This is a genomic window from Microbacterium oleivorans (genome assembly GCF_023715745.1).
Classification (GTDB): domain Bacteria; phylum Actinomycetota; class Actinomycetes; order Actinomycetales; family Microbacteriaceae; genus Microbacterium; species Microbacterium oleivorans_D.
In genome coordinates this window covers 400,225-419,438 of the sequence record NZ_JAMBOV010000001.1, presented here as the reverse complement: position 1 = coordinate 419,438, position 19,214 = coordinate 400,225, and the positions used below count along the sequence as shown (strand labels likewise).

15 protein-coding genes are annotated in these 19,214 nt (G+C 70.9%); 6 read left to right on the top strand and 9 right to left on the bottom strand.

Features of this window, described 5'->3' with window-relative positions; translation table 11 throughout:
- Positions 1 to 66 precede the first annotated feature (66 nt).
- Positions 67 to 5,478 (bottom strand): PKD domain-containing protein, encoded by a 5,412-nt coding sequence (locus M3190_RS01965; RefSeq protein ID WP_251577790.1) that lies wholly within the window; start codon positions 5,476 to 5,478, stop codon positions 67 to 69.
- A 2-nt stretch (positions 5,479 to 5,480) separates the two neighbouring features.
- On the bottom strand, positions 5,481 to 6,098 hold the full coding sequence (locus M3190_RS01960) for a hypothetical protein (RefSeq protein ID WP_251577788.1): 618 nt from the start codon (positions 6,096 to 6,098) through the stop codon (positions 5,481 to 5,483).
- Positions 6,099 to 6,264: 166 nt separating this feature from the next.
- Here M3190_RS01960 and M3190_RS01955 point away from each other — a divergent pair, with 166 nt between their 5' ends.
- Positions 6,265 to 7,317: a glycosyltransferase gene (locus M3190_RS01955; protein ID WP_251577786.1), complete on the top strand. Its 1,053-nt coding sequence runs from the start codon at positions 6,265 to 6,267 to the stop codon at positions 7,315 to 7,317.
- On the opposite strand, the gene M3190_RS01950 is transcribed toward M3190_RS01955, so the two are convergent.
- Positions 7,314 to 8,222, bottom strand: a complete 909-nt coding sequence (locus M3190_RS01950) for a glycosyltransferase family 2 protein (RefSeq protein WP_251577784.1) — start codon at positions 8,220 to 8,222, stop codon at positions 7,314 to 7,316. The two genes, M3190_RS01955 and M3190_RS01950, sit on opposite strands and share 4 nt — an antisense overlap.
- Positions 8,219 to 8,989: a CDP-alcohol phosphatidyltransferase family protein gene (locus M3190_RS01945; RefSeq protein WP_251577782.1), complete on the bottom strand. Its 771-nt coding sequence runs from the start codon at positions 8,987 to 8,989 to the stop codon at positions 8,219 to 8,221. Before M3190_RS01945 ends, M3190_RS01950 begins: the two co-directional genes overlap by 4 nt.
- A gap of 82 nt (positions 8,990 to 9,071) precedes the next feature.
- Here M3190_RS01945 and M3190_RS01940 point away from each other — a divergent pair, with 82 nt between their 5' ends.
- The 4 genes from M3190_RS01940 (at position 9,072) to M3190_RS01925 (ending at position 11,972) form a co-directional block, all read left to right on the top strand.
- Entirely contained in the window at positions 9,072 to 10,091 is a 1,020-nt protein-coding gene (locus tag M3190_RS01940; RefSeq protein WP_251577780.1) for a glycosyl transferase, read from the top strand.
- The gene (locus M3190_RS01935) at positions 10,088 to 11,026 is read left to right on the top strand and encodes a glycosyltransferase family 2 protein (RefSeq protein WP_251577778.1); all 939 of its coding nucleotides are present in this window, start codon (positions 10,088 to 10,090) and stop codon (positions 11,024 to 11,026) included. Before M3190_RS01940 ends, M3190_RS01935 begins: the two co-directional genes overlap by 4 nt.
- 95 nt (positions 11,027 to 11,121) lie before the next feature.
- Positions 11,122 to 11,571 (top strand): adenylyltransferase/cytidyltransferase family protein, encoded by a 450-nt coding sequence (locus M3190_RS01930; RefSeq protein ID WP_251577776.1) that lies wholly within the window; start codon positions 11,122 to 11,124, stop codon positions 11,569 to 11,571.
- A complete protein-coding gene (locus tag M3190_RS01925) occupies positions 11,568 to 11,972 on the top strand; it encodes a hypothetical protein (RefSeq protein ID WP_251577774.1) in 405 nt (134 codons plus the stop codon). The genes M3190_RS01930 and M3190_RS01925 overlap by 4 nt, the downstream gene beginning before the upstream one ends.
- A gap of 62 nt (positions 11,973 to 12,034) precedes the next feature.
- Here M3190_RS01925 and M3190_RS01920 read toward each other — a convergent pair whose 3' ends face one another.
- The 3 genes from M3190_RS01920 to ypfJ form a co-directional block, all read right to left on the bottom strand.
- Positions 12,035 to 13,570 carry a DEAD/DEAH box helicase gene (locus M3190_RS01920; RefSeq protein ID WP_251577772.1) on the bottom strand — a complete coding sequence of 512 codons (1,536 nt, stop codon included), beginning with the start codon at positions 13,568 to 13,570 and terminating at the stop codon, positions 12,035 to 12,037.
- 182 nt (positions 13,571 to 13,752) lie between these two features.
- Positions 13,753 to 14,730, bottom strand: a complete 978-nt coding sequence (gene pip / locus M3190_RS01915; protein ID WP_251577770.1) for a prolyl aminopeptidase — start codon at positions 14,728 to 14,730, stop codon at positions 13,753 to 13,755.
- On the bottom strand, positions 14,727 to 15,596 hold the full coding sequence (ypfJ, locus tag M3190_RS01910; protein WP_251577768.1) for a KPN_02809 family neutral zinc metallopeptidase: 870 nt from the start codon (positions 15,594 to 15,596) through the stop codon (positions 14,727 to 14,729). The genes pip and ypfJ overlap by 4 nt, the downstream gene beginning before the upstream one ends.
- Positions 15,597 to 15,729: 133 nt before the next feature.
- On the opposite strand from ypfJ, the gene M3190_RS01905 reads away from it, so the two are divergent.
- Complete coding sequence (locus M3190_RS01905; protein WP_251577766.1) at positions 15,730 to 16,164, top strand: recombinase family protein; 435 nt, start codon at positions 15,730 to 15,732, stop codon at positions 16,162 to 16,164.
- Between the two features lie 9 nt (positions 16,165 to 16,173).
- Here M3190_RS01905 and M3190_RS01900 read toward each other — a convergent pair whose 3' ends face one another.
- Both M3190_RS01900 and M3190_RS01895 read right to left on the bottom strand, forming a co-directional pair.
- A complete protein-coding gene (locus M3190_RS01900; RefSeq protein ID WP_251577765.1) occupies positions 16,174 to 17,847 on the bottom strand; it encodes a serine/threonine-protein kinase in 1,674 nt (557 codons plus the stop codon).
- Positions 17,844 to 19,187, bottom strand: coding sequence for an FHA domain-containing protein (locus M3190_RS01895; protein WP_251577763.1), 1,344 nt, complete (start codon positions 19,185 to 19,187; stop codon positions 17,844 to 17,846). Before M3190_RS01895 ends, M3190_RS01900 begins: the two co-directional genes overlap by 4 nt.
- Positions 19,188 to 19,214: the final 27 nt, after the last annotated feature.

Sequence of the window (19,214 nt, the reverse complement as noted above, 5' to 3'; positions counted from 1 at the left end):
CACCTCCCCTCAGCGCGGATCGGCCCGCCGGATGCTCCGTTGCATGCCGGCGGGCCGACATCGTGGTCATCCGATCGGCACGACCCGGAAGTCGTCGAAGGACACCGTCATGGCACTCGTCGACGACGATGCGCGGTTGGCGCGGAGCCCGACCGACGCAGCCGCCTGGAGGTCGCTTGTCGTGTCCGTGGCCACGAGCTGCCATGCCGACGGCTCGGTGGCACCCTTCTTCCACAGCTTCGCCCGCAGCTCAGTCGTGCCGTTCGCCCCGGCGGACTCGACCTTCAGCGAGAAGCTGTCGCCGGCGGCGTACGTGAGACCCGTCGCGCTGAACGTCTGCAGAACGGTCGAGCCGCGCTGCGCCACGAGGTACACCTTGCCGTCCGTCCGCAGCCAGGCGTTCACGACGTAGTAGCTGCTCCCTGCATTGCGCGGAACGATGCCGACATAACCCGACCCGGTCGATGAGGCGACGTCGATCGTGAAGTCGGTGGATGCGGTGAAGTTGCGCAGCGGCGTCTGCGAGAGCAGCGCGGTACGCGTGCCCCCGGCGCTCAGCGCGAACTTGCCCGTCCCGCCGCTCACGCTCGCCGCGGACGCCGCGCCACCGCTGATCGTCCAGGCACCCCCGACGTCGGCCGTGCCCCAGCCTCCCGTCGCGGTGCGCTCGAAGGCATCGCGGGCGAGGACATCGGCCGGTGCCGGTGCAGTGACCGTGACGGTCTTCTTCACCGAGTGCGTCGCACCCTTGTCGTCGGTGACCGTCAGGGTCACCTCGTAGTCGCCCGCCGCCGCATAGGTGTGCGAAGCCGTCGCGCCTGTCGAGTCCTGCGACGAGTCGCCCCACTTCCACGAATACGACGCGATGGATCCGTCCGCATCCGTCGATCCCGTACCGTTCACCGACGCGGTGAGGTTCGACGTCGAGGACGTGAAGCTCGCCACCGGCGCCTGATTGGGTGCAGGAGCCGTGACGGTCACGGTCTTCGTGACGGAGTGCGTGGCTCCGTCGTCATCCGTCACCGTCAAGGTGACCTGCTTGTCGCCGGCCGACGCGTAGGTGTGGGATGCCGTTGCTCCCGACGATGCGGGCGAACCGTCCCCCCAGTTCCAGGAGTACGACGCGATCGACCCGTCTGCATCCGTCGACCCTGAGCCGTTCACCGACGCGGTGAGACCGGATGCTGACGAGGTGAAGCTCGCGACCGGCGCCTGGTTGGGGGCGGGGGCCGCCTGGCTGTCGCGCACCGTGAGGTTGTCGAAGCGGACCGTGCCCGGCGAGGTGGCGGAGCCGGCCATCGCATAGTGCAGGATCGGCCCACCGGAGGTCTGCAGCTCGGCCGTGGAATCCGTCGTCTCAAGCTGCCACGAGGACGGCTCGGCGGCCCCTTGCTTCCACACCTTGGCCTTGATGGCCGTCGGGTTCGTGCCCGTCACGTCGACCCGGAGCGAGAACGCGTCGCCAGCTCCCCAGGTGAGTCCGCTCACGGCCTTCGAGGTGATGACCGTGGTGCCGCGCTGGGCGACGAGCCAGACCGCTCCCGTGTCACGGTGCCAGACGCGCACGTTGTAGAAGTTCGACCCGTTGCGCCGTGCCCCCAGTCCGACGTAGCCGGCGCCTGCGGAGGGACCGTTCGTCAGTGTGTAGTCCACGCGGTTCTCCGAATCGCGCACGGAGGAGCCGAGGGCGAGGGTCCGCGTCTGCCCGGCGGCGACCGTCAGCTGGCCCTTGCCGTCCTGCACGGAGGCACCCGAGGTCGAGCTGCTCGCGAAGGTCCATCCACCGCCGACGTCGGCGGTGCCCCATCCGGACGCGACCGTCCGCCCGAAGGCATCCGATGCGGCATAGGCGGGAGCGGGGGTCGCGGCGACCGTGACCGTGCGCTGCACGGAGTCCGTCGCGCCGAGGCTGTCGGTCACCGTCAGGGTGACCGTGTAGTCGCCGTCCTCGTCGTACTCGTGCGTCGCCGCCGCACCGGTCGTGTGCGCGGAGCCGTCGCCCCAGTTCCAGTCGTAGGCCAGGGTCGCGCCGTCCGAGGCCGAGGAGCCCGAGGCATCCGTCGTCACAGTCAGCTCGTCCGCCTCGGACGTGAACGCCGCCACGGGTGCCGCGTGGGTCACCGTCACGTTCTCCGTGTGCTGCGTCGAGCCGCCGCGACCGTCGGTCACCGTCAGCGTGACGGCGTACGTGCCGGCTGCCGCGAAGCGGTGCGAGACCGTCGCCCCCGCTGCTGTGGCGTCGTCGCCGAAGCTCCACGCGTAGGTCAGCGGGTCGCCGTCGGGGTCGGTGGCCGCGCCGGTGAATGCGGCGGTCAGGCCGTTCGCGTCGGCGGTGAAGGCGAGGTCCCGCGGAGCCGCGTTCGGCGGCTGCTGGCCGGAGCCGATGATGAAGTGGTCCGATACCTGAGCCTGCGTCAACGCCGTCGGGTACACGGCGGCCTCGTCGAGCGAGCCGGTCCAGTAGGTCGCGCCTTCCCAGCCGGAGTCGCCGCCGATGCGCCAGTAGCCGCTGTAGTTCTGCGCCGTCGTGATGTCGTTCTGGTCGACGAGCTGGCCATCGAGGTACAGACGCATGCCGGCCGACGACTGCGTGGCGACGACATGGTGCCACTTCCCGTCGTTGAATCCCGGACCGCTCTGGATGATGCCGGCCCAGCCGTTCCAGACCCCGAAGCGCAGCGCGCCGTCACCACTCATGTAGACGTGCCGGTCGTAGTTTCCGCTCTCCCCCACGCGGTTGCTGCCGAAGCCGATCAGCTTGCCACCGTTGGTGCTGGTCGTCTTGAACCACGTCTCCATCGAGTAGGTCGTCGGGTTGAACACCTGCTTGTCACCCGTCACACCGGTCTGGCCATTCGGGCTCAGGGCGATCGAGGTGCCCGCACCGGTGGCCAGAGCGCTCGGAGCCCCCTTGGTCACCCCACCGAAGTAGGTTCCCGGGTAGATGTAGCCCGCACCGCTCGAGTCCGCGGCAGCGGCGCCGGTCGTCTCATCGAGACGCCAGTACACCGAGGGGTTCAGCGCGTAGACGGACTTGCCGTACGTGTCGGACGGTGCGGCGGCGGGCGCCGTCCCGCGGCCGCTCGCAGCGTAGTGCCGGGCGACGGCGTCGAGGCTCAGGGCCGACGGGTACACCGCGACGTCTGCGATCGTCCCGGAGAGGTAGCTGCTGCTGCCGCTGTTGGGCCAGCCGCCGGTGTTGTCGCCGCCGACCTTCCAATAGCCGTTGTAGCCCTCACCCGACGTGATGTCCGATCGGCCGCCCACGAGGGCGCCGTCGACGTAGAACCGCATGCCGGCGGGAGAGAGGCTCGCGACCACCTGGTGCCAGGCGCCGTCGTTGTAGCCCGGCCCGCTCTCGAGCGTCTGGACGCTGCCGGGATAGACGCCGAACGTCAGTCGACCGTCGTTGCTCAGATAGATGTGCCGGTCGTAGCTGCCGGACGTGCCGCCGGCGTTGTTGCCGAAACCGACGATCTTTCCCCCGGAGGTGCTGGTCGTCTTGAACCAGGCCTCCACCGAGAACGTGTTCGGGCCGACCTCAGACGTCGCGGTCGAGGCGAAGGAGCCGTCGACACCGGCGAACTGCGTCGCCTTCGTCGTCGTCGCCTGGTTCTGCCCCGCTACGCCGCGCGTCGCACCGTTCACCGTGAGGTCTTCGCTGCCCGCCCAGTCGAACGCGGCGGTGCCGGAGTCCTCCCCCAGCGGCCAGTAATGGGTCGCGCTGTCATCGATGACCGCACTCGCGTACGCCGAGGCGGACGTGGAGCTGATCGTGACCGTCGCGGCGGAGCTCTGGACCGCGTTCCCGTTTCCATCGCGGGCGATGACCGTATAGGTGTACGTCTGCCCTGCGACGACGTCGGTGTCCTTCATCACGATGCCCGGGCGCTGCCACCAGGTCGAGGCGACGGTCGTCGTCGCGACGGGCGTGGACCGGCCGCTGCGACGGAGCTCGTACGTGAGGTTCATGTCGTCGCGATCCCAGTTCGCCTGGATCTGCACGCGGGCCTCACCCGCGGTGATCGAGCGGGCGCTCGGCGCCCAGCTGGCCGTGGCGATGCGCGGACCCTGCTTCGCACCCGTCGACGGCTTGGTCGAGAAGCGGACGATGCCCTGATACCGCTGATTGTTCACGCTGCCGAACTCGCCGGCGACCGAGATGTAGTCCCCGGTTCCGGTGATCGACAGACCGGCCTGTCCGAGCCCGGAGGTGTTGCCGACCGTGAAGTCGGGGTACCAGGCGTAGGCCGACGGCGACGGCGTCCCCGCCCAGTTCTTATAGATGGAGCTCTCGCTGGGGGTCCGGGGCAGCGTCCCGCGCGCATCGGCCGTGTAGGCCTCGATGTACCGGTACTGACGCTTGGGCTGCTCCGGCCAGAGGTTGACGGTGTCGCACTGGTGGGTGTGGCTCGTCGAGTAGACGATCTTGCCGGTCGACCAGACACCGTAGTGGTCGCCGTGGCAGTCCGCGAGCCAGCGGAGGTCTCCCGCTCCCGCATTGACGGCGAACGTGCCCTCGATGTTGCCGGTCGCGACGTCGGCGTAGGTCCAGCCCGTGCCGTAGACGCCACCGGCATCCGTCGCGAGTGCGAAGATGCCGCTGCGACCGGCGTTGCCTCCCTCGGCCCAGCCGTTCTTGATGACGGAGGTCACCGCCCAGGGTACGGTCGCGCCCGTCGCGGGGTCGAGTGCGCCGATGCCGCGCTGTTCACCGCCGACGCCGTTGACCGTGTAGAAGCGACCGCCGATGATCACCTTCTGGTTGCCCGGCTCCATCACCATCGCGTCGACCTGCAGGTCGGTGGTGGGGGCCCAGGACAGCAGGGCTCCGTTGCTCGTGCTGAAAGCGGCGAGGTTGCCGCGCGCGACGCCGTTGCCCTGCGTGAAGCGGCCGCCGACGTAGACGGCGCTCCCGGTCGTCGCGATGGCGTACACACCGGTGCCGCCCACCGACGGGGAGAAGCCCGGTACGAGGGCTCCCGTCGTCGCGTCGAGCGCGGCGAAGTTGAACCGCGTCGTGCCGTTGACCGAGTTGAAGGATCCGCCGATGTAGATCCGGCTGCCGTCGGGCGATGCGGCGATGGCCTTGATGACGCCGTTGACCTGCGGGGCGAAGGACTTCAGGTTCCCCGTAGAGATGTCGTAGGCGAGGATGTTCGACCGCGGCGTGAGGCTCGTGCCCGGCGCGGCGAGGGGGGCGCGGGCATTGGTGAACGAGCCGGCAGCGTAGACGGTGTTGCCGATCATGGTCTGCGCCCAGACGTACCCGTCGTCGATCTGCACCGTCGGGAGCGCGTCGGCGGTCGCGACGTCGGCGTCGCGCTGGAGCAGCGGAGCGGGATCGGGCGAGAGCGGCTCTGCGGCGTGAGCGGCCGGCGACACTGCCAGCACACCGGCGCCGATGAGCGCCGTCGCCGCCAGGACGCTGACGGCGCGGGCGAGCAGCGACGGCTTGCGAGTCGTTGCAGTGGTCATGTTCAGTCCGTCTTTCCCGAGAATTCGGCGATGGGCTCGCCCGCCGAATAGTTGACGCTCACGGTGACGGCGCGATCGGCCGCGGGGTCGAGCATGAAGACATAGGAACCGGATGCGGAGTCGCCCGGTTCGAGGTCACCGGCCAGGGGCGTGTTGGGCCCCGCGGTCGTGCCGATGCCGTACTCGCCGTCCGCTGCCGTGAGCGTGACGACGGCGGAGTCGAGGTCGGCGGCCTCCCGCGAGTCGTTGCGGGCGGTCAGCCGCACGACGACGGCGGGCCCGGACACCTCGCCGGGTGTCTTCGCCTCGACGGAGGTCGCCGACACCGAGTCGAGCTCGATGACCAGACCCGTGGACAGCGCGATCGGTTCGTCGATCGCGCCCTTCTCGACGTCGACCGTCGGCGCCTTCGTGGGCGCGTCCGCTTCCTCGGACGGCACGGGCGCGGGAGCGTCCGGGTCGATCGGCGTGGGCGACACCGTCGCCTGCGTCGGTGCGGCGGCGGGCCGTTCGGCCGCCGCTACTGCGCTGCAGCCGGCGAGCAGAGTGACGCCTGCGAGGGCGACCACCGCCCCCCGCTGCAGCCGGCGCGCGAAACGCGCAGCGTCATGTGTCCCCACGGAAATCCCCGACCCCCAAAGTCGTTTCTCGTTCCCCAACGAGAGATCCCGCCCCCAGCAGGATCGTGCACAACATACGTCTCCGAACGCCACAGCGCAAGCACGGACTTCTCTGCGACGCGACGGCGTGCTCGTATGATGACCGTCGGGGGGGACTATGCGAGTGATGTTCGACGCCTTCTGGTGGGGCCGGGGACCCGGGGCGAACCGGACGGTGCAGAAGGAGTTCATCCGCTTCTGGGCGGACACGTTCCCCGACGACGAGCTCATCCTCGCGCTCCGGAACGACGCCGATGCGTCCGACGTACCCGCGGGCGCGGAGGTCGTCCGCACGAGGCTCTGGCCGCACGCCCTCGCCAACCGCTGGGAGTTGCCGCGCCTGTCCCGCGCTTCCGGCGCCGAGGTCGGCATCGTGCACAATTACGCGCCACGGTCGGGGCGCTCCGTCGTCTTCGTGCACGACGCGATGTTCCACGACAACCCGGAGTGGTTCTCCCGCCGGGAGCGGCTGTACTTCGCCCCCATGCTCCCCTGGTCCCGTCGGGCCTCGGTCGTGACGACCTCGACGGAGACCGAGGCGCGGCGCATCGCCCGCCTCGCCCCGCAGCTCACGCCGATCGCCGTCGGGCTGGGTGTTCCCAGCGCGTTGACGGATGCCGTGCCGCGCCGCCCGGCGGCCGTGCCCGAGGGGTCGGGGTTCGCCGTCACGGTCGGGCGCTTGAACGTCCGAAAGAACCTCGCAGCGGTCATCGACGGCGCCCGGCTTGCGGCCGCCGTCACCCCGCAGACCCCCGTGTACGTCGTCGGCGGATCCGCCCACTCGGGGGTGAGCACGGAACTGCCCGACACGCTCCGTTCCGCCGTCGCCGAGGGCCGAGTCGTGTTCCTGGGGTCTCTGGATGACGACGAGGTCGCCTGGCTCTACACCCATGCCGCGCTCGCGATCAGCCTGAGCCTCGATGAGGGGTTCGGACTGCCCGCTGTGGAGGCTGCGTGGTTCGGGACGCCTCTGCTGGCCAGCGACATCGCCGTCTTTCGCGAGACCGTGGGTTCGTACGCCGAGTTCGTGTCGCCGACGGCATCCGCACAGGCTGTCGCCGCAGCGATCGACGGTGCGTGGGGCAGGCGACCGGACGCCGTGACCCGCGAGGCCGTCGTGGCGCGATACACGTGGCGCGCCGCGGTGGAGCGGCTGCGCGACGCAGCCGTCGGTCGTTAGGCGCGACCCCTCGGCGATGCGCTGGCGATCGCTCGTCGTCCGTCACGGATGCCTCGCGCCAGTGCGCGCCAGGGTGCGAGGGAGCGCAGCTGAGCGCGGCCGCCCTGCATCAGGATGAGCCACGACACGCGAGGTGTCGCCCGCCACCAGCGGCGCACCATCTCGGCATCGCCGTGCTTCGCGGCGTAGAGAAGCCGGTTGCGGATGTTGTAGTAGTAGTACGTCTCGGACTTGGCTCGCCCCTGCACGGCGTCGACGTGCGTCTGCCCCTCGTCGTGGACGGCGGTGACCGGAAGGGTGCGCAACGATCCGCCCGCGTCGAGCACTCGTCGCGACAGGTCGACGTCCTCCCAGTAGAGGAAGTACTCCTCATCGAAACCCCCGACGCGCGACCACAGCCCTGCGGACATGGCGAAGCAGGCACCCGTCGCCCACTCGTGGCGGGGCCTGCCGGCGCGCTCGACTCGGCGGCGGGCACCGGCGATCGATCCGTCGTCGAGGTAGAGGTCGCTGCCGCCGAACCAGACCCCGCCCGTTCCGTCGACGATGACGGGTGACACCAGGGCCTCGGGGTCGTCGGCGGCCGCCTGGACCAGCTGCGTGAGGCTGTGAGAATCGATGGTGGCGTCAGGGTTCAGCGCGACGATCACCTCTGCGCCACGCCGGAGCGCGACCTCGACCCCTGCGTTCGTCCCCCCGCCGAAACCCGCGTTGTGCTCGAGGAGGACCGGCACCCACCCGTGACGGTGACACGCCGCTTCGATGCGCTGCCGCTCGTCCGCGGAGCTGAAGCAGTCGACCACCACGACGAACCCGTCCGCGGGCGGAGTCACCGTCGCGGCATTGGGCTCGAGGATCGCGCTGGCACCGTAGTTCACGATCACCACCGCGGCGCGTGGACTCACGGCCCCGGGACCCCCGTGATGGCGACTCCCGCCGGCGCCGTCACCGGGAGATCGAGGGCACGGATCTCGCGGTGCCATTTGACCGCGGCGGCGGCCAGGAAGACGGCGTTCGCGATCAGCAGCAGCGTGTACGCCGCGAGGAACAGCGGCGGAGCGCCCCACAGGACGAACACGAGGCACAGCAGCCCGAAGTCCGTCGGCACCAGGATGAGCGAGCGCAACGCGGTGCCGCCGCCCCGGGCGTGCGTCGATGGCACGCCCTTCTTGCCTTTGAGGAGGTCGTTGAGCAGCATCCCGAAGAAGGTCACGACGCCGACCACGCAGTACGCGAGCGGGACGAGGAGCCACAGGGTGTCGCGCGCGTCGGTGTGCCACCAGAGGGCGACCAGGACGCACAGATGGAGGGATGCCGTCTTGAACGCGTCCACGAAGTGATCGAGCCACTCCCCCGCGAGGCTCCCCCCGCCGCGCAGGCGGGCGAGCTGACCGTCGGCCGAATCCCACGCGTAGCCGAGGACCAGGAGCGCCGCGACGAGGCATCCGGTCCACCACTGTGCGGGCGCGACGACGAGCACGACGAGAGCGCCGAAGGTGTGCAGCGCGCTGATCCCGGTCGCACCGTCGGGGGTGATCCCCCACTGGTGGGCGGCGGCGGCCAGCGCCCTGCCGATACGTCGATTGACGTACACGGAATAGGCGGGCGCACCGCGGGCGTGCCCCTTCTGCGCCGCCGCCAGCCGACCCCACGAGTCCCCGAATGCGCTCATCGCTGTATGCTCCGTCCCCCGACTAGATGCATCGTCCCCGGTCTGAGCATAGGGGATGCGTCAACCTGCCAGACTGTCGGCTATGTCGACCGGTGACCGCCTGCGCGTGATGCAGTCCTTCGGTGCGCCGCGGCCCACCTCGAACCCGTACGTCCACATGCTGGACGCGGCCCTGGCCGCCGAGCCCGGCCTCGAGCACTTGCGCTTCGACCGGCGAACGGCGTTGTTCGGCCGCTACGACGCTCTGCACTTCCACTGGCCCGAGACGCTGTTCGGCGGTGCGACGCCCCTCAAACGGTTCATCCGACGGTTGTTCGGCACCGTGCTGATCGCCCGTCTTCGGGTCACGCGTGTGGCGATCGTCCGGACGCTGCACAACGTGGAACTCCCCGACGTCGACTCCCGGTGGGAGCGCCGGCTCCTGCAGTGGGTCGATCGCCGGGCGGACTTCCACATCCGACTCAACGAGTCGACTCCCGTCCGCGCCGGTGTCCCCTCCGCCGTCATCCCGCATGGGCACTACCGGGACTGGTTCGCCGCCGTCGAACGCGTGCCCGCGGTGCCGCGTTCTCTCGGATTCGTCGGCCTGGTCCGGCGCTACAAGGGCGTCGAGCCGCTGATCGCTGGCTTCCGCGCGACGCGACTGGCCGAGTGGACGCTCCGCATCTCCGGCAACCCGTCGACCCGTGAGCTCGCCGACGAGATCCGCGGGCTCGCGGAGGCGGACGAGCGGATCTCGGTCGACCTCCGGTACCTGACCGAGGAGGACTTCGCCCGCGCGGTCATGTCGTCGGTCGGCGTCGTGCTGCCCTACCGGTTCATGCACAACTCCGGAACGGCGCTGGCGGCTCTCTCACTGGGTCGACCGGTGCTGGTCCCGCGCAACGAGGTGAACGCCGCGCTCGCCGACGAGGTCGGACCGGGGTGGGTCTCGATGTTCGACGGGGAGCTGACGGCGGCCGATCTCGAGCGCTTCGCGGAGGCCGCGGCGACGCCTCCCGAGACGGGACCGGATCTCGAGGATCGCGGCTGGTCGCTCGTCGGCATCCGTCATCGCGATGCGTACGCGCGCGCGGTCCGCGCCCGGCGGGGCGGCGCGTGAACGCGTCCGGCACGAGTGTTCTCGTCGCGGTGCCCTCGTACCGTCGTCCCGATCGGCTCCGCCGGCTGCTGGCCGCCCTCGCCGAGCATCGCGAGGACGTCCGGCCGGTGGTCGCTGAGGTCCTCGTCATCGACAACGACCCGGAGGGCAGTGCGGCGGGTGCCGCGACGGAGGCGGGGGCGTCCTACGTGTCCGAACCCCGACCCGGGCTCGCCGCAGTCCGCAACCGCGCGATCGATGAGGCCCTCACCCGCGCAGCGGACGCGCTCGTCTTCATCGACGACGACGAAGTCCCCGAACCGGGGTGGCTGCGGACACTGCTCGCCCCGTGGGCATCCGGGGAAGCCGATCTCGTCTCCGGCCGCGTGGAATCCGCGTTCGACTCCGCGCCTTCCGAGTGGATCACCGCGGGCGGATTCTTCCGGCGCGTACGATTCGCGAACGGTGAGCGGATGCCGGTGGCCCCGACGAACAACCTGCTCATCGGCTGTGCGATCCTCCGGACGACGGGCATCCGTTTCGACGAGGACTTCGGTCGGACGGGCGGCGAGGACATCCACTTCACATCAGCCCTGCATCGACGCGGTGCTCGGATCGTCGCCGCGGCCGACGCGGTCGTCATCGATCACGTGCCGGACGACCGCGCGACGCCCTCGTGGGTCCTCCGCCGCGCATTCCGCGTCGGGACGACGACGGCTCGCGGAGACATCGACCTCACCGCAGGCGCCCCGCGCCGATGGGCGCGCCGCGTCCGATGGGTCGCCGTCGGCGCCGCCCGCGCGCTCGCCGGCGGCGGCCGCTGGCTCATCGGTGCGGTCTCCCGCTCGACGGTGCACCGCGCCCGCGGTGCGCGGCTCGTGGCCCGCGGACTGGGCATGGCGGCCGGCGGAGCAGGATTCCGGTACCTGGAGTACCGGCCCCGAAGGCGGTCGTGACGCTCCGTCTCGCCGTGGTGTAGTCTCCCCCCATCGGGCTTTGGGGGCCTGATTCGAGTTGGGGCTCGATCTGTCTGCTTGCTGGGGAGCTTGCGATGACTGTGCGTATCGGTTACGCCGCGGGGGCGTTCGACCTGTTCCACGTGGGACACCTGAACATCCTTCGACATGCGAGGGACAACTGCGATCTGCTCATCGCCGGGGTGGTGAGCGATGAGATGCTGCATCAGGTGAAGGGCGTGGATCCGTTCATCCCCACCTCGGAACGCGCGGACATCCTGCGCGGCATCCGCTTCGTCGACCACGTCCACATCGAGACGGTGCCCGACAAGCTCGACGTCTGGCGCGAAGTGGGGTTCACCCACTTCTTCAAGGGCGACGACTGGCGCGGCACCGAGAAGGGCGACCGCCTCGAGCGCGAGTTCGCCGAAGTCGGGGTCGAGGTCGTCTACTTCCCGTACACCGTGCACACCTCGAGCAGTCAGCTCCGCCGTGCGCTCGAGGCCGCCTCGGTCGACCGTGAGCTCCGTTCCGAGTCGGCGTGACCGCGGCAGCGTCTGACGACGCTGCGCCCTCAGCGGGTTCCGACGATGTGATCGAACTCTTCGTCGGACAGGTGGTCGCGCTGTTCCCGCTCCGGATGAAGAGCGGAGCGATCCCGGGTCGACCGGTGCCGACCGTGCGACGGATCTTCCCGCGCTCGCCCGATCCGGGCACACCGCCGGAGAGCATCGCAGCGATGCGCGCTCGGACCTACTCGCTCTTCGTCGATGCGCCCGGCCACGGCATCCTGACAGTCGGCGATCATCGGATCGAGGTCGTCATCCTCGAACTCGACGTGTCCACGCCGCGGCAGGCGACGGTTTTCCGCATCTCTGCGATCGCAGGTCGCACGATCGAGATCACCGGAGTCGTGGTCGAACCGCCCCTGGATGCCGCCGGCTGACGGCCGCGCGGACGACGAGAGCCGCACCCCGGTGGACGGGGTGCGGCTCTCGATGTCGAAGGTCAGCGACCGCCGCGGCGGTTGCCACCGTTCTGGCGGACGACCGAGCCGACGGTGAGCGACCCGCCACCGGTCGCACGGCGACCGGTGCGGCGCGCGCCACCGGTCGGGGCGGCCTTGGGCGCGCCGTGCGCCGCCGCCTGGCCGTGACCCGCGGCACGCGCGGGCTGTGCGTCGCGACGGGGGGCGTCGGAGGTGCGGCTCTGGCCGCGTCCGCGGCCGCCGCCCTCGCCGCGTCCACCCTGGCCCGAACGACCGCGGTCGCCCTGAGCCTCGCGGGCGGCACGCTTGCGCTGCGCGTTCGCGCCCTGGCTCTGCCCGCCGCCGCGGACCTGCGGCTGCTCGGGCGCCGGGGTGACGTGCGGGGCGATCTCGCCAACGAGCTCGACGACCGACGCGGATGCCGCGGTCACGGCCTCGGGCGTGACCGAGATGGACGCCTTGCGCAGAAGCTGATCGACGTCGCGACGCTGCTCGGGGAGGACGATCGTGACCACGGCCCCTTCGGCGCCGGCTCGGGCCGTGCGGCCCGAACGGTGCAGGTACGCCTTGTGCTCCATGGGCGGGTCGACGTGGACGACGAGCTCGACGTTGTCGACGTGCACACCGCGGGCGGCGACGTCGGTCGCGACGAGCACGCGAGCGGTTCCCGCGGCGAACGCCGCGAGGTTGCGGTCGCGCTGCGGCTGCGAGAGGTTGCCGTGCAGGTCGACCGAGGGGATGCCCTGCGACGTCAGCTGCTTGGCGAGCTTCTTGGCGGCGTGCTTGGTGCGCAGGAACAGGATGCGGCGACCGGTGCCCGAGGCCAGGAAGCGCACGAGCTCCTTCTTCTCGTCGGAGCCCGGCACGTGGAAGACGTGGTGGGTCATCGCGGCGACGGGCGAGTGCGCCTCGTCGACCGAGTGCAGCACCTCGTTCTGCAGGAAGCGGTTCACGAGCTTGTCGACGCCGTTGTCCAGCGTCGCGCTGAACAGCATGCGCTGCGCGCCCTGCGGGGTGGCGTTCAGGATGCGGGTGACACCCGGCAGGAAGCCGAGGTCGGCCATGTGGTCGGCCTCGTCGATGACGGTGATCTCGACCGCATCCAGGCTCACGAGCTTCTGCTGCATGAGGTCCTCGAGACGGCCCGGGCAGGCCACGACGATGTCGGCGCCGGCACGGATCGCCTCGACCTGGCGGTTCTGGTTGACCCCGCCGAACACCGTGGCGGTCTTCATGCCGTAGGCCGCGGCGAGCGGCGCGAGGGTGCGGTCGATCTGGGTCGCGAGCTCGCGCGTCGGAGCGAGGACGAGACCGAGGATGCGTCCGCGGCGGCGGGTGCCGCCGGCGAGACCCTGGCCGAGGCGGGCGACCATCGGGATCGAGAAGGCGAGCGTCTTACCCGAGCCGGTGCGGCCGCGACCGAGGACGTCGCGCCCGGCGAGGGTGTCGGGCAGGGTGTCGACCTGGATCGGGAAGGGGCTGGTCTTGCCCTCCGCGGCGAGCGCGGAGATGAGGGGGGCGGGCACGCCGAGCGTGCCGAACGTGGGTTCAGTCATGAGTGAACTAACTCGGGCGTGTTCGCCCGGATCGGTGGCCCGAGTGCGAGTGCGCAGACGGGTTCGCCGTGAGAAGGAGTCGCCGGCGACGATCGATGGATCGGCAGCGGAAGATGCGTTCTACGACGCGAGGGGCACCAGGGAAGGATGCCGCAACCCGTCCAGCCTACCAGCCGGCCCGGTCAGGCGGCGAAGCGGTCGGTCGCCGCCCGCAGTGCGGCCGCGATACCCGGCTCGCTCGCCGAATGGCCCGCGTCGTCGACGACGACGAACTCCGCCTCGGGGAAAGCCCGATGAAGGTCCCACGCCGACATCATCGGGGTGCACATGTCGTACCGTCCCTGCACGATGACGGTCGGGATGTGCCGGATGGCGTCGACGCCCCGGATGAGCTGATCCTCCTCGAACCACCCCCTGTTGACGAAGAAGTGGTTCTCGATGCGCGCGAAGGCGGTGGCCCTGGCGTCTTCCGCCATGGATTCGACGAGCGTCGGATCGGGTCGGAGCGTGAGGGTGGATGCCTCCCACGTCGTCCACGCGACCGCTGCCGGCACGTGCACCGCGGGATCGGGGTCGAAGAGCAGCCGATGGTAGGCGTCGATCAGGTGCGACCGCTCCGCGACGGGAACCGGGGCGAGGAAACCCTCCCAGAGGTCGGGGAAGACGGCGGCCGCGCCGCCCTCGTAGAACCACTCGAGCTCGTGCCGGCGCAGGGTGAAGACACCGCGCAGGACGAGTTCCGAGACCGCCTCCGGGTGCGTCTCGGCGTACGCGAGAGCGAGCGCGCTCCCCCATGACCCGCCGAAGACCTGCCACGTGTCGATCCCGAGTTCGCGCCGCAGTCGCTCGATGTCCGCGACGAGGTGCCAGGTCGTGTTGTGCTGCAGATCCGCCTCCGGCGCGCTCATATGCGGGGTGCTGCGCCCGCATCCGCGCTGATCCATCAGGACGATCCGGTACCGCTCGGGGTCGAAGAAGCGCCGATGCCAAGGGGAGGTTCCTGCGCCGGGACCGCCGTGCAGGAAGATGACCGGCTTGCCGTCGGGATTGCCGGATTCCTCCCAGTACACGCGCTGGCCGTCACCGACGTCCAGCTCGTCCTCCCGGTGCGGTGAGATCTCCGCGTAGAGGATCCCGTCGAGGTCGGTCTGGGTCTTCATAGGTCCTCTCCGGAGACGGCGAACGTGTCGCATGAGCCCCAGCCCCCACGGTAGCCCGTCATGAACCACCGCTGCCGCTGCTCGCTCGACCCGTGCGTCCAGCTCTCGGGGTTCACCCGCCCGGACTGCTCCTGGATGTGGTCGTCGCCGACCGCTGCGGCCGCGCCGAGCGCGTCGTCGATCTGCGCCTGCGTGGGTTCGAGGAGGAAGGGCCGACCCCCGGAATCCTTCTGCTCCGGAGCGGCGGCCGTCCAGGCGCCCGCGAAGCAGTCGGCTTGGAGTTCGGTGCGGACCGCGTTGCTGTCCTCGCCGGTGCCGTCGCGCGGGTACTCCTCGAAGACCCCCAGCAGGTTCTGCACATGGTGCCCGTACTCGTGGGCCAGGACGTAGAGCTGCGCCAGGTCGCCGCCCTCGGCACCCAACTGCTCGCGCAGGATGCTCCAGAACGTCGGGTCGATGTAGACGGTGCGATCGGTCGGGCAGTAGAACGGACCCGCCTGATTGGATGCCGTGCCGCACGGCGTCTGCGCCTGGCCCTCCACGAGCACGAGCTCCGGCTTCTGATAGCCGTCGAGTGCGCCCTGCCAGTAGGCGTTGATGACCTCTTCGCCGGCGTCGAGACGGCAGTCGTCGTTCGCGTTCGCGTCCGCACCGCTCTCGCAGTTCTCGACGACTCCCTGATCGGGCGACGTGCCGCCGCCGGCACCTCCGCCGAGGAATCCGCTGAAATTCTGTCCTGTGAACAGCATCAGGAGAAGTACGACGACCGCTCCCGCGCCGCCCGCGCCGCCCGCGATCACCGCTCCTCGGCCGCCGCGTCGAGTGGCCCGCGTGCCCCGCACATCCGCATCCGGGTTGAATGTCATGCCGGAACGGTACGCCCACGCCGGCCGGCGAACGAGACGGTTGCGGGAGGGCGACTCTTCGTGCTCGTCGCAGGATCAGCCAGAATGGACGAGAAAGCGCGGTCACATCGCGACCGAGGGCGAGGAGAGCACAGTGGAGGCACGATCAGGCGACGCCGCTCCGGGCGATTACGCCGAGTCGCGGACCATCGCGATCCCCGACGATCCGGTCGCGGACGCCCCCGGGTTCGCCGCCGTGCACCCGCGCCCCGAGTGGTGGCTGGCGCTGCCGCAGGGCTCGCGCCTCGTGGGACTCGTCGTGTCACGGCCGGACATGCCGAGCATCGCCGCCCAGCGCGAGGCGCTCGCGCGGTTCGGCGTGCCGATCGAGGGGTTCCGGCATCCGGCTCCCGAGACCGGCGAGACGTGGGAGGAGCGCCTGACCCGACTGTTCGGTCGCCTCGGCGCCGGAGACGTCCTGGTCGTGACGGACGTCAAGGCGCTCGGCCGCGACGCCCACGAGGAGACACGGACGGTCGCCGAGCTGCGTCGGCGGTCGGTCATCGTGAAGGTGCTCGACCGCGCCTGACCACGGCGGTCAGGACGACGCGCAGAGCCGGGTCGCGTCGCTGGTGGCGCCGTTCTCGCGCCGCACGCTGACGTCGATGCAGACCTGCGTGTCCCCGTCGAGCTCCACGACCGCCCGCGCCTCGCTCACGTTCTTCGCCTCGGCCTCGCCACCGTCCAGCCGCACCGTCTGCCAGACGTAGGTGTCACCGTCCTGCGGGTCGGGGTTCACCCACCGGAAGACGACCTTGCCGTTGCGGACCGTGTGATCGCTCTTCTCCGGCGGTGCGATGAAATCGGCCACGGGATCCTGCGGCTCCGGGGCCGTCGTCGTCGTCTCCTGCGGTGAGGCGACCTCGGCCGGAGGTGCCAATGCCGAGGCGACCAGCACCGCACCGACCACGACGGCCGCGACGACGGCCGCCGCGATCAGCCCGATCCACAGCCCCGTGCGCGAGCGCGCCGGCGGATTCGCCGCGGCGGGCGCGGAACCGGTGGGCGCGGCGCCCGCTTCCGGAACGGGCTGGGGTGCGCGGAGGATCGTGCCCTCGTCGACCTCGCTGACGACCGGAGCAGTCGGCGGGATCGCCGTGGGCGGCCGCAGGACCGTCGCATCCGATCCCGTATCGACGGAGGCCGAGCCGGTCGGTCCACCGGGCGCCCAGGCGGACGTGTCCCGTCGAGCGGTCGCGTCGGCTGCGGCGCCGAGCCCGGCGGCGAACGCCGAGCGCTCCCAGGTCGGGCCCGCAGCCGGAGCGGTGTGCGGATCGATGCTGACGATGCCCCGGACGCGGGTGAGCTCGCCGTCCTCCTCCTGCTCCTCGACCGGCGGGGAGTCATCGAGGATGTCGATCGGCGTGACCGAATGGGCGAGCTCGATCTGGACCTTCTGCAGGGCGCGGGCGAAAGCGACGGCTGACTCGAACCGGTCGGCGGGACGCTTGGACATCGCGCGTTCGAGCACCTGGAACAGCGACGCGGGTGCATCGGCGCGCTCGAGGCGGGCCAGCGGCTCGGACTCGATCCGACGGATGAGGTCGGCACCGCCGTTGCGGCCCCCGGGCACTTCGAACGGCGACCTGCCCGCGAGCAGGTTGTAGACCGTCGCTCCGAGCGCCCACACGTCGGACTGCACAGTGAAGTCGGGGGTGTCGGCGAAGGACTCCGGCGGTGACCACGGGATCGACATCCCGGCGGACGGGTCGCTGCCGTCGGCCGTCGTCGCGATGCCGAAGTCGGTCAGGGCGGGCCGGTTGTACTCGGTGACGAGGATGTTCGCCGGCTTGATGTCGCGATGCAGGATGCCGGCGCGGTGCGCCGTCTCGACGGCAGCGGCGACCTGGATGCCGACGCGCAGCGCTTCGGCGACGGAGATGGGAGCCGACCGGGCCCGCACCTGCAGGTTCGGTTTGGAGCAGTACTCCATGACGAGGTAGGACCGACCGTCGTCCGAGACCCCGGCCTGGTAGATCGTGACGATGGCGGGATGCGTCGAGAGCATCGCCATGACGTTCGCCTCGGCCTGGAACTGCTCCGCCGCCCCGCCGGTCATCTTCTCGGCGAGGAGCACCTTGACCGCGACACGGCGGCGCGGCAGCGCCTGTTCATACAGATATACGTCGGCGAAGCCGCCGGACCCGAGGACCTGGAGGTAGGAGAAGCCCGGCAGCTGCGGAGGCGCCGCGGGGGCGCGCTTGGAACTCACGGCAGATCCTCGAAGGTCAGCGTGACCCCGTCGCCCAGGTCCAGCACGTCGGCGTCGATGACCATGGTGGGCTCGCTCGGATGGAGCCGCACGGGGTCGTGCCCGCCTCTGAGCAGCACGGTGCCGTTCGTGCTGGCGAGGTCGACGGCGAGGACGTGCTCGCCCTCGGCGCGGATCTCGACATGATTGCGCGAGATGTCGTGCTGCGGTCCGTCGACGGCGACGAGTGTGGGGAGCTCGTTCTCCGCGGGGCGCGTCGAGCGCGGACGTCGGCCGACGATGACGGTGCGCTCGAGCTCGATGACGCGGCCGTCGGCGAGTCGGATGCGGCCGCGTGAGGGGCTGCGCGGCGGGACGTCGTCGATCGAGTCGAAGGCGGATGCCGCGCGCATCGCCCGCGCTTCGGCGACCGACACCGTCGCGCCGTCGTGATCGCCGAGGTCGGGGGTCGCGGGCAGGGGCGGCGCAGAGGGGTGAGGCGGGACGAACGGCGGGAGCGCGGGCACCGGCGAGGTGCCCTTCGCCGCCGTGCGGGGGCTCGCGATGGTGGCGCCGAGGGCGGGGTCCTCGCCGACGCCGGTGATGGTCTCGCCGCCCTCGGGTGCGCGCGTGGCCTCGGGGACGCCCGGTGTCGACACCGGCGATCCACCCAGCGTGTGCGCGGGCGGCACCCCCGTCACCAGGCCCGACATGTCCGCGGGTTCGGACTCCGTCGGCGGTGTGCGGACCGAGGCGACGGTCTCGCCGACGTCGTCCCCCGCATCCGGCTCCGGCGCGGCCGGGGTTCCGGGCTCGACCGGGGTCTCCGGTTCCGCGACGGGCTCGGCGGCGTCCTCCGGGGACACGCCTCCCGGTGCATCTCCCGACTGGGACGCGTCGTCCGCAGTCTGCTCCTCCGGCGCGGCCGGCGCGGCGACACGCGGCACCGGTGTCGCCCCGTCTTGCGCGGCGAGGTCGAAGACGACCGCGGCCGCGAGGACGACGCCCGACTCGATCGGCAGCAGGTCGGCATCCGACCCCGTCCCGAGGTCCACGCTCACCCGGACGGCACCCGGCAGGAATCGCTCGGTCCACGTCGCGACGCCCGCGCCCGACACCTCCTCCGCACCGTCCGCCGTCTCGACGACGAGCGCGACCGGACCGCGCACGGCGACCCGGACGCCGTCGCCCTCGGCCACGGCGAGACCGAACGGCGGGATCGCGGCGAGCGAGGTCCCGAACGCGCCCGTCAGAGAATCGAGGACGGCGCCGATGCCGCCGACGTCGAGGCGACGCCAGACGCCCTCCACGGCGTGCGGGGTGACGGCGGGAGGCAGGACGGCGAGCGCCGACCCGGTCACGGCCGCACGCCAGGCCCCAGCATCACC

Excerpts from the sequence above, each read along its gene's own strand:
- M3190_RS01945 (WP_251577782.1), bottom strand. The coding sequence starts at position 8,989 with ATGAGCGCATTCGGGGACTCGTGGGGTCGGCTGGCGGCGGCGCAGAAG.
- pip (WP_251577770.1), bottom strand. The coding sequence starts at position 14,730 with ATGAAGACCCAGACCGACCTCGACGGGATCCTCTACGCGGAGATCTCA.
- M3190_RS01965 (WP_251577790.1), bottom strand. The coding sequence starts at position 5,478 with ATGACCACTGCAACGACTCGCAAGCCGTCGCTGCTCGCCCGCGCCGTC.
- M3190_RS01940 (WP_251577780.1), top strand. The coding sequence starts at position 9,072 with ATGTCGACCGGTGACCGCCTGCGCGTGATGCAGTCCTTCGGTGCGCCG.
- M3190_RS01955 (WP_251577786.1), top strand. The coding sequence starts at position 6,265 with ATGTTCGACGCCTTCTGGTGGGGCCGGGGACCCGGGGCGAACCGGACG.
- M3190_RS01930 (WP_251577776.1), top strand. The coding sequence starts at position 11,122 with ATGACTGTGCGTATCGGTTACGCCGCGGGGGCGTTCGACCTGTTCCAC.
- ypfJ (WP_251577768.1), bottom strand. The coding sequence starts at position 15,596 with ATGACATTCAACCCGGATGCGGATGTGCGGGGCACGCGGGCCACTCGA.
- M3190_RS01920 (WP_251577772.1), bottom strand. The coding sequence starts at position 13,570 with ATGACTGAACCCACGTTCGGCACGCTCGGCGTGCCCGCCCCCCTCATC.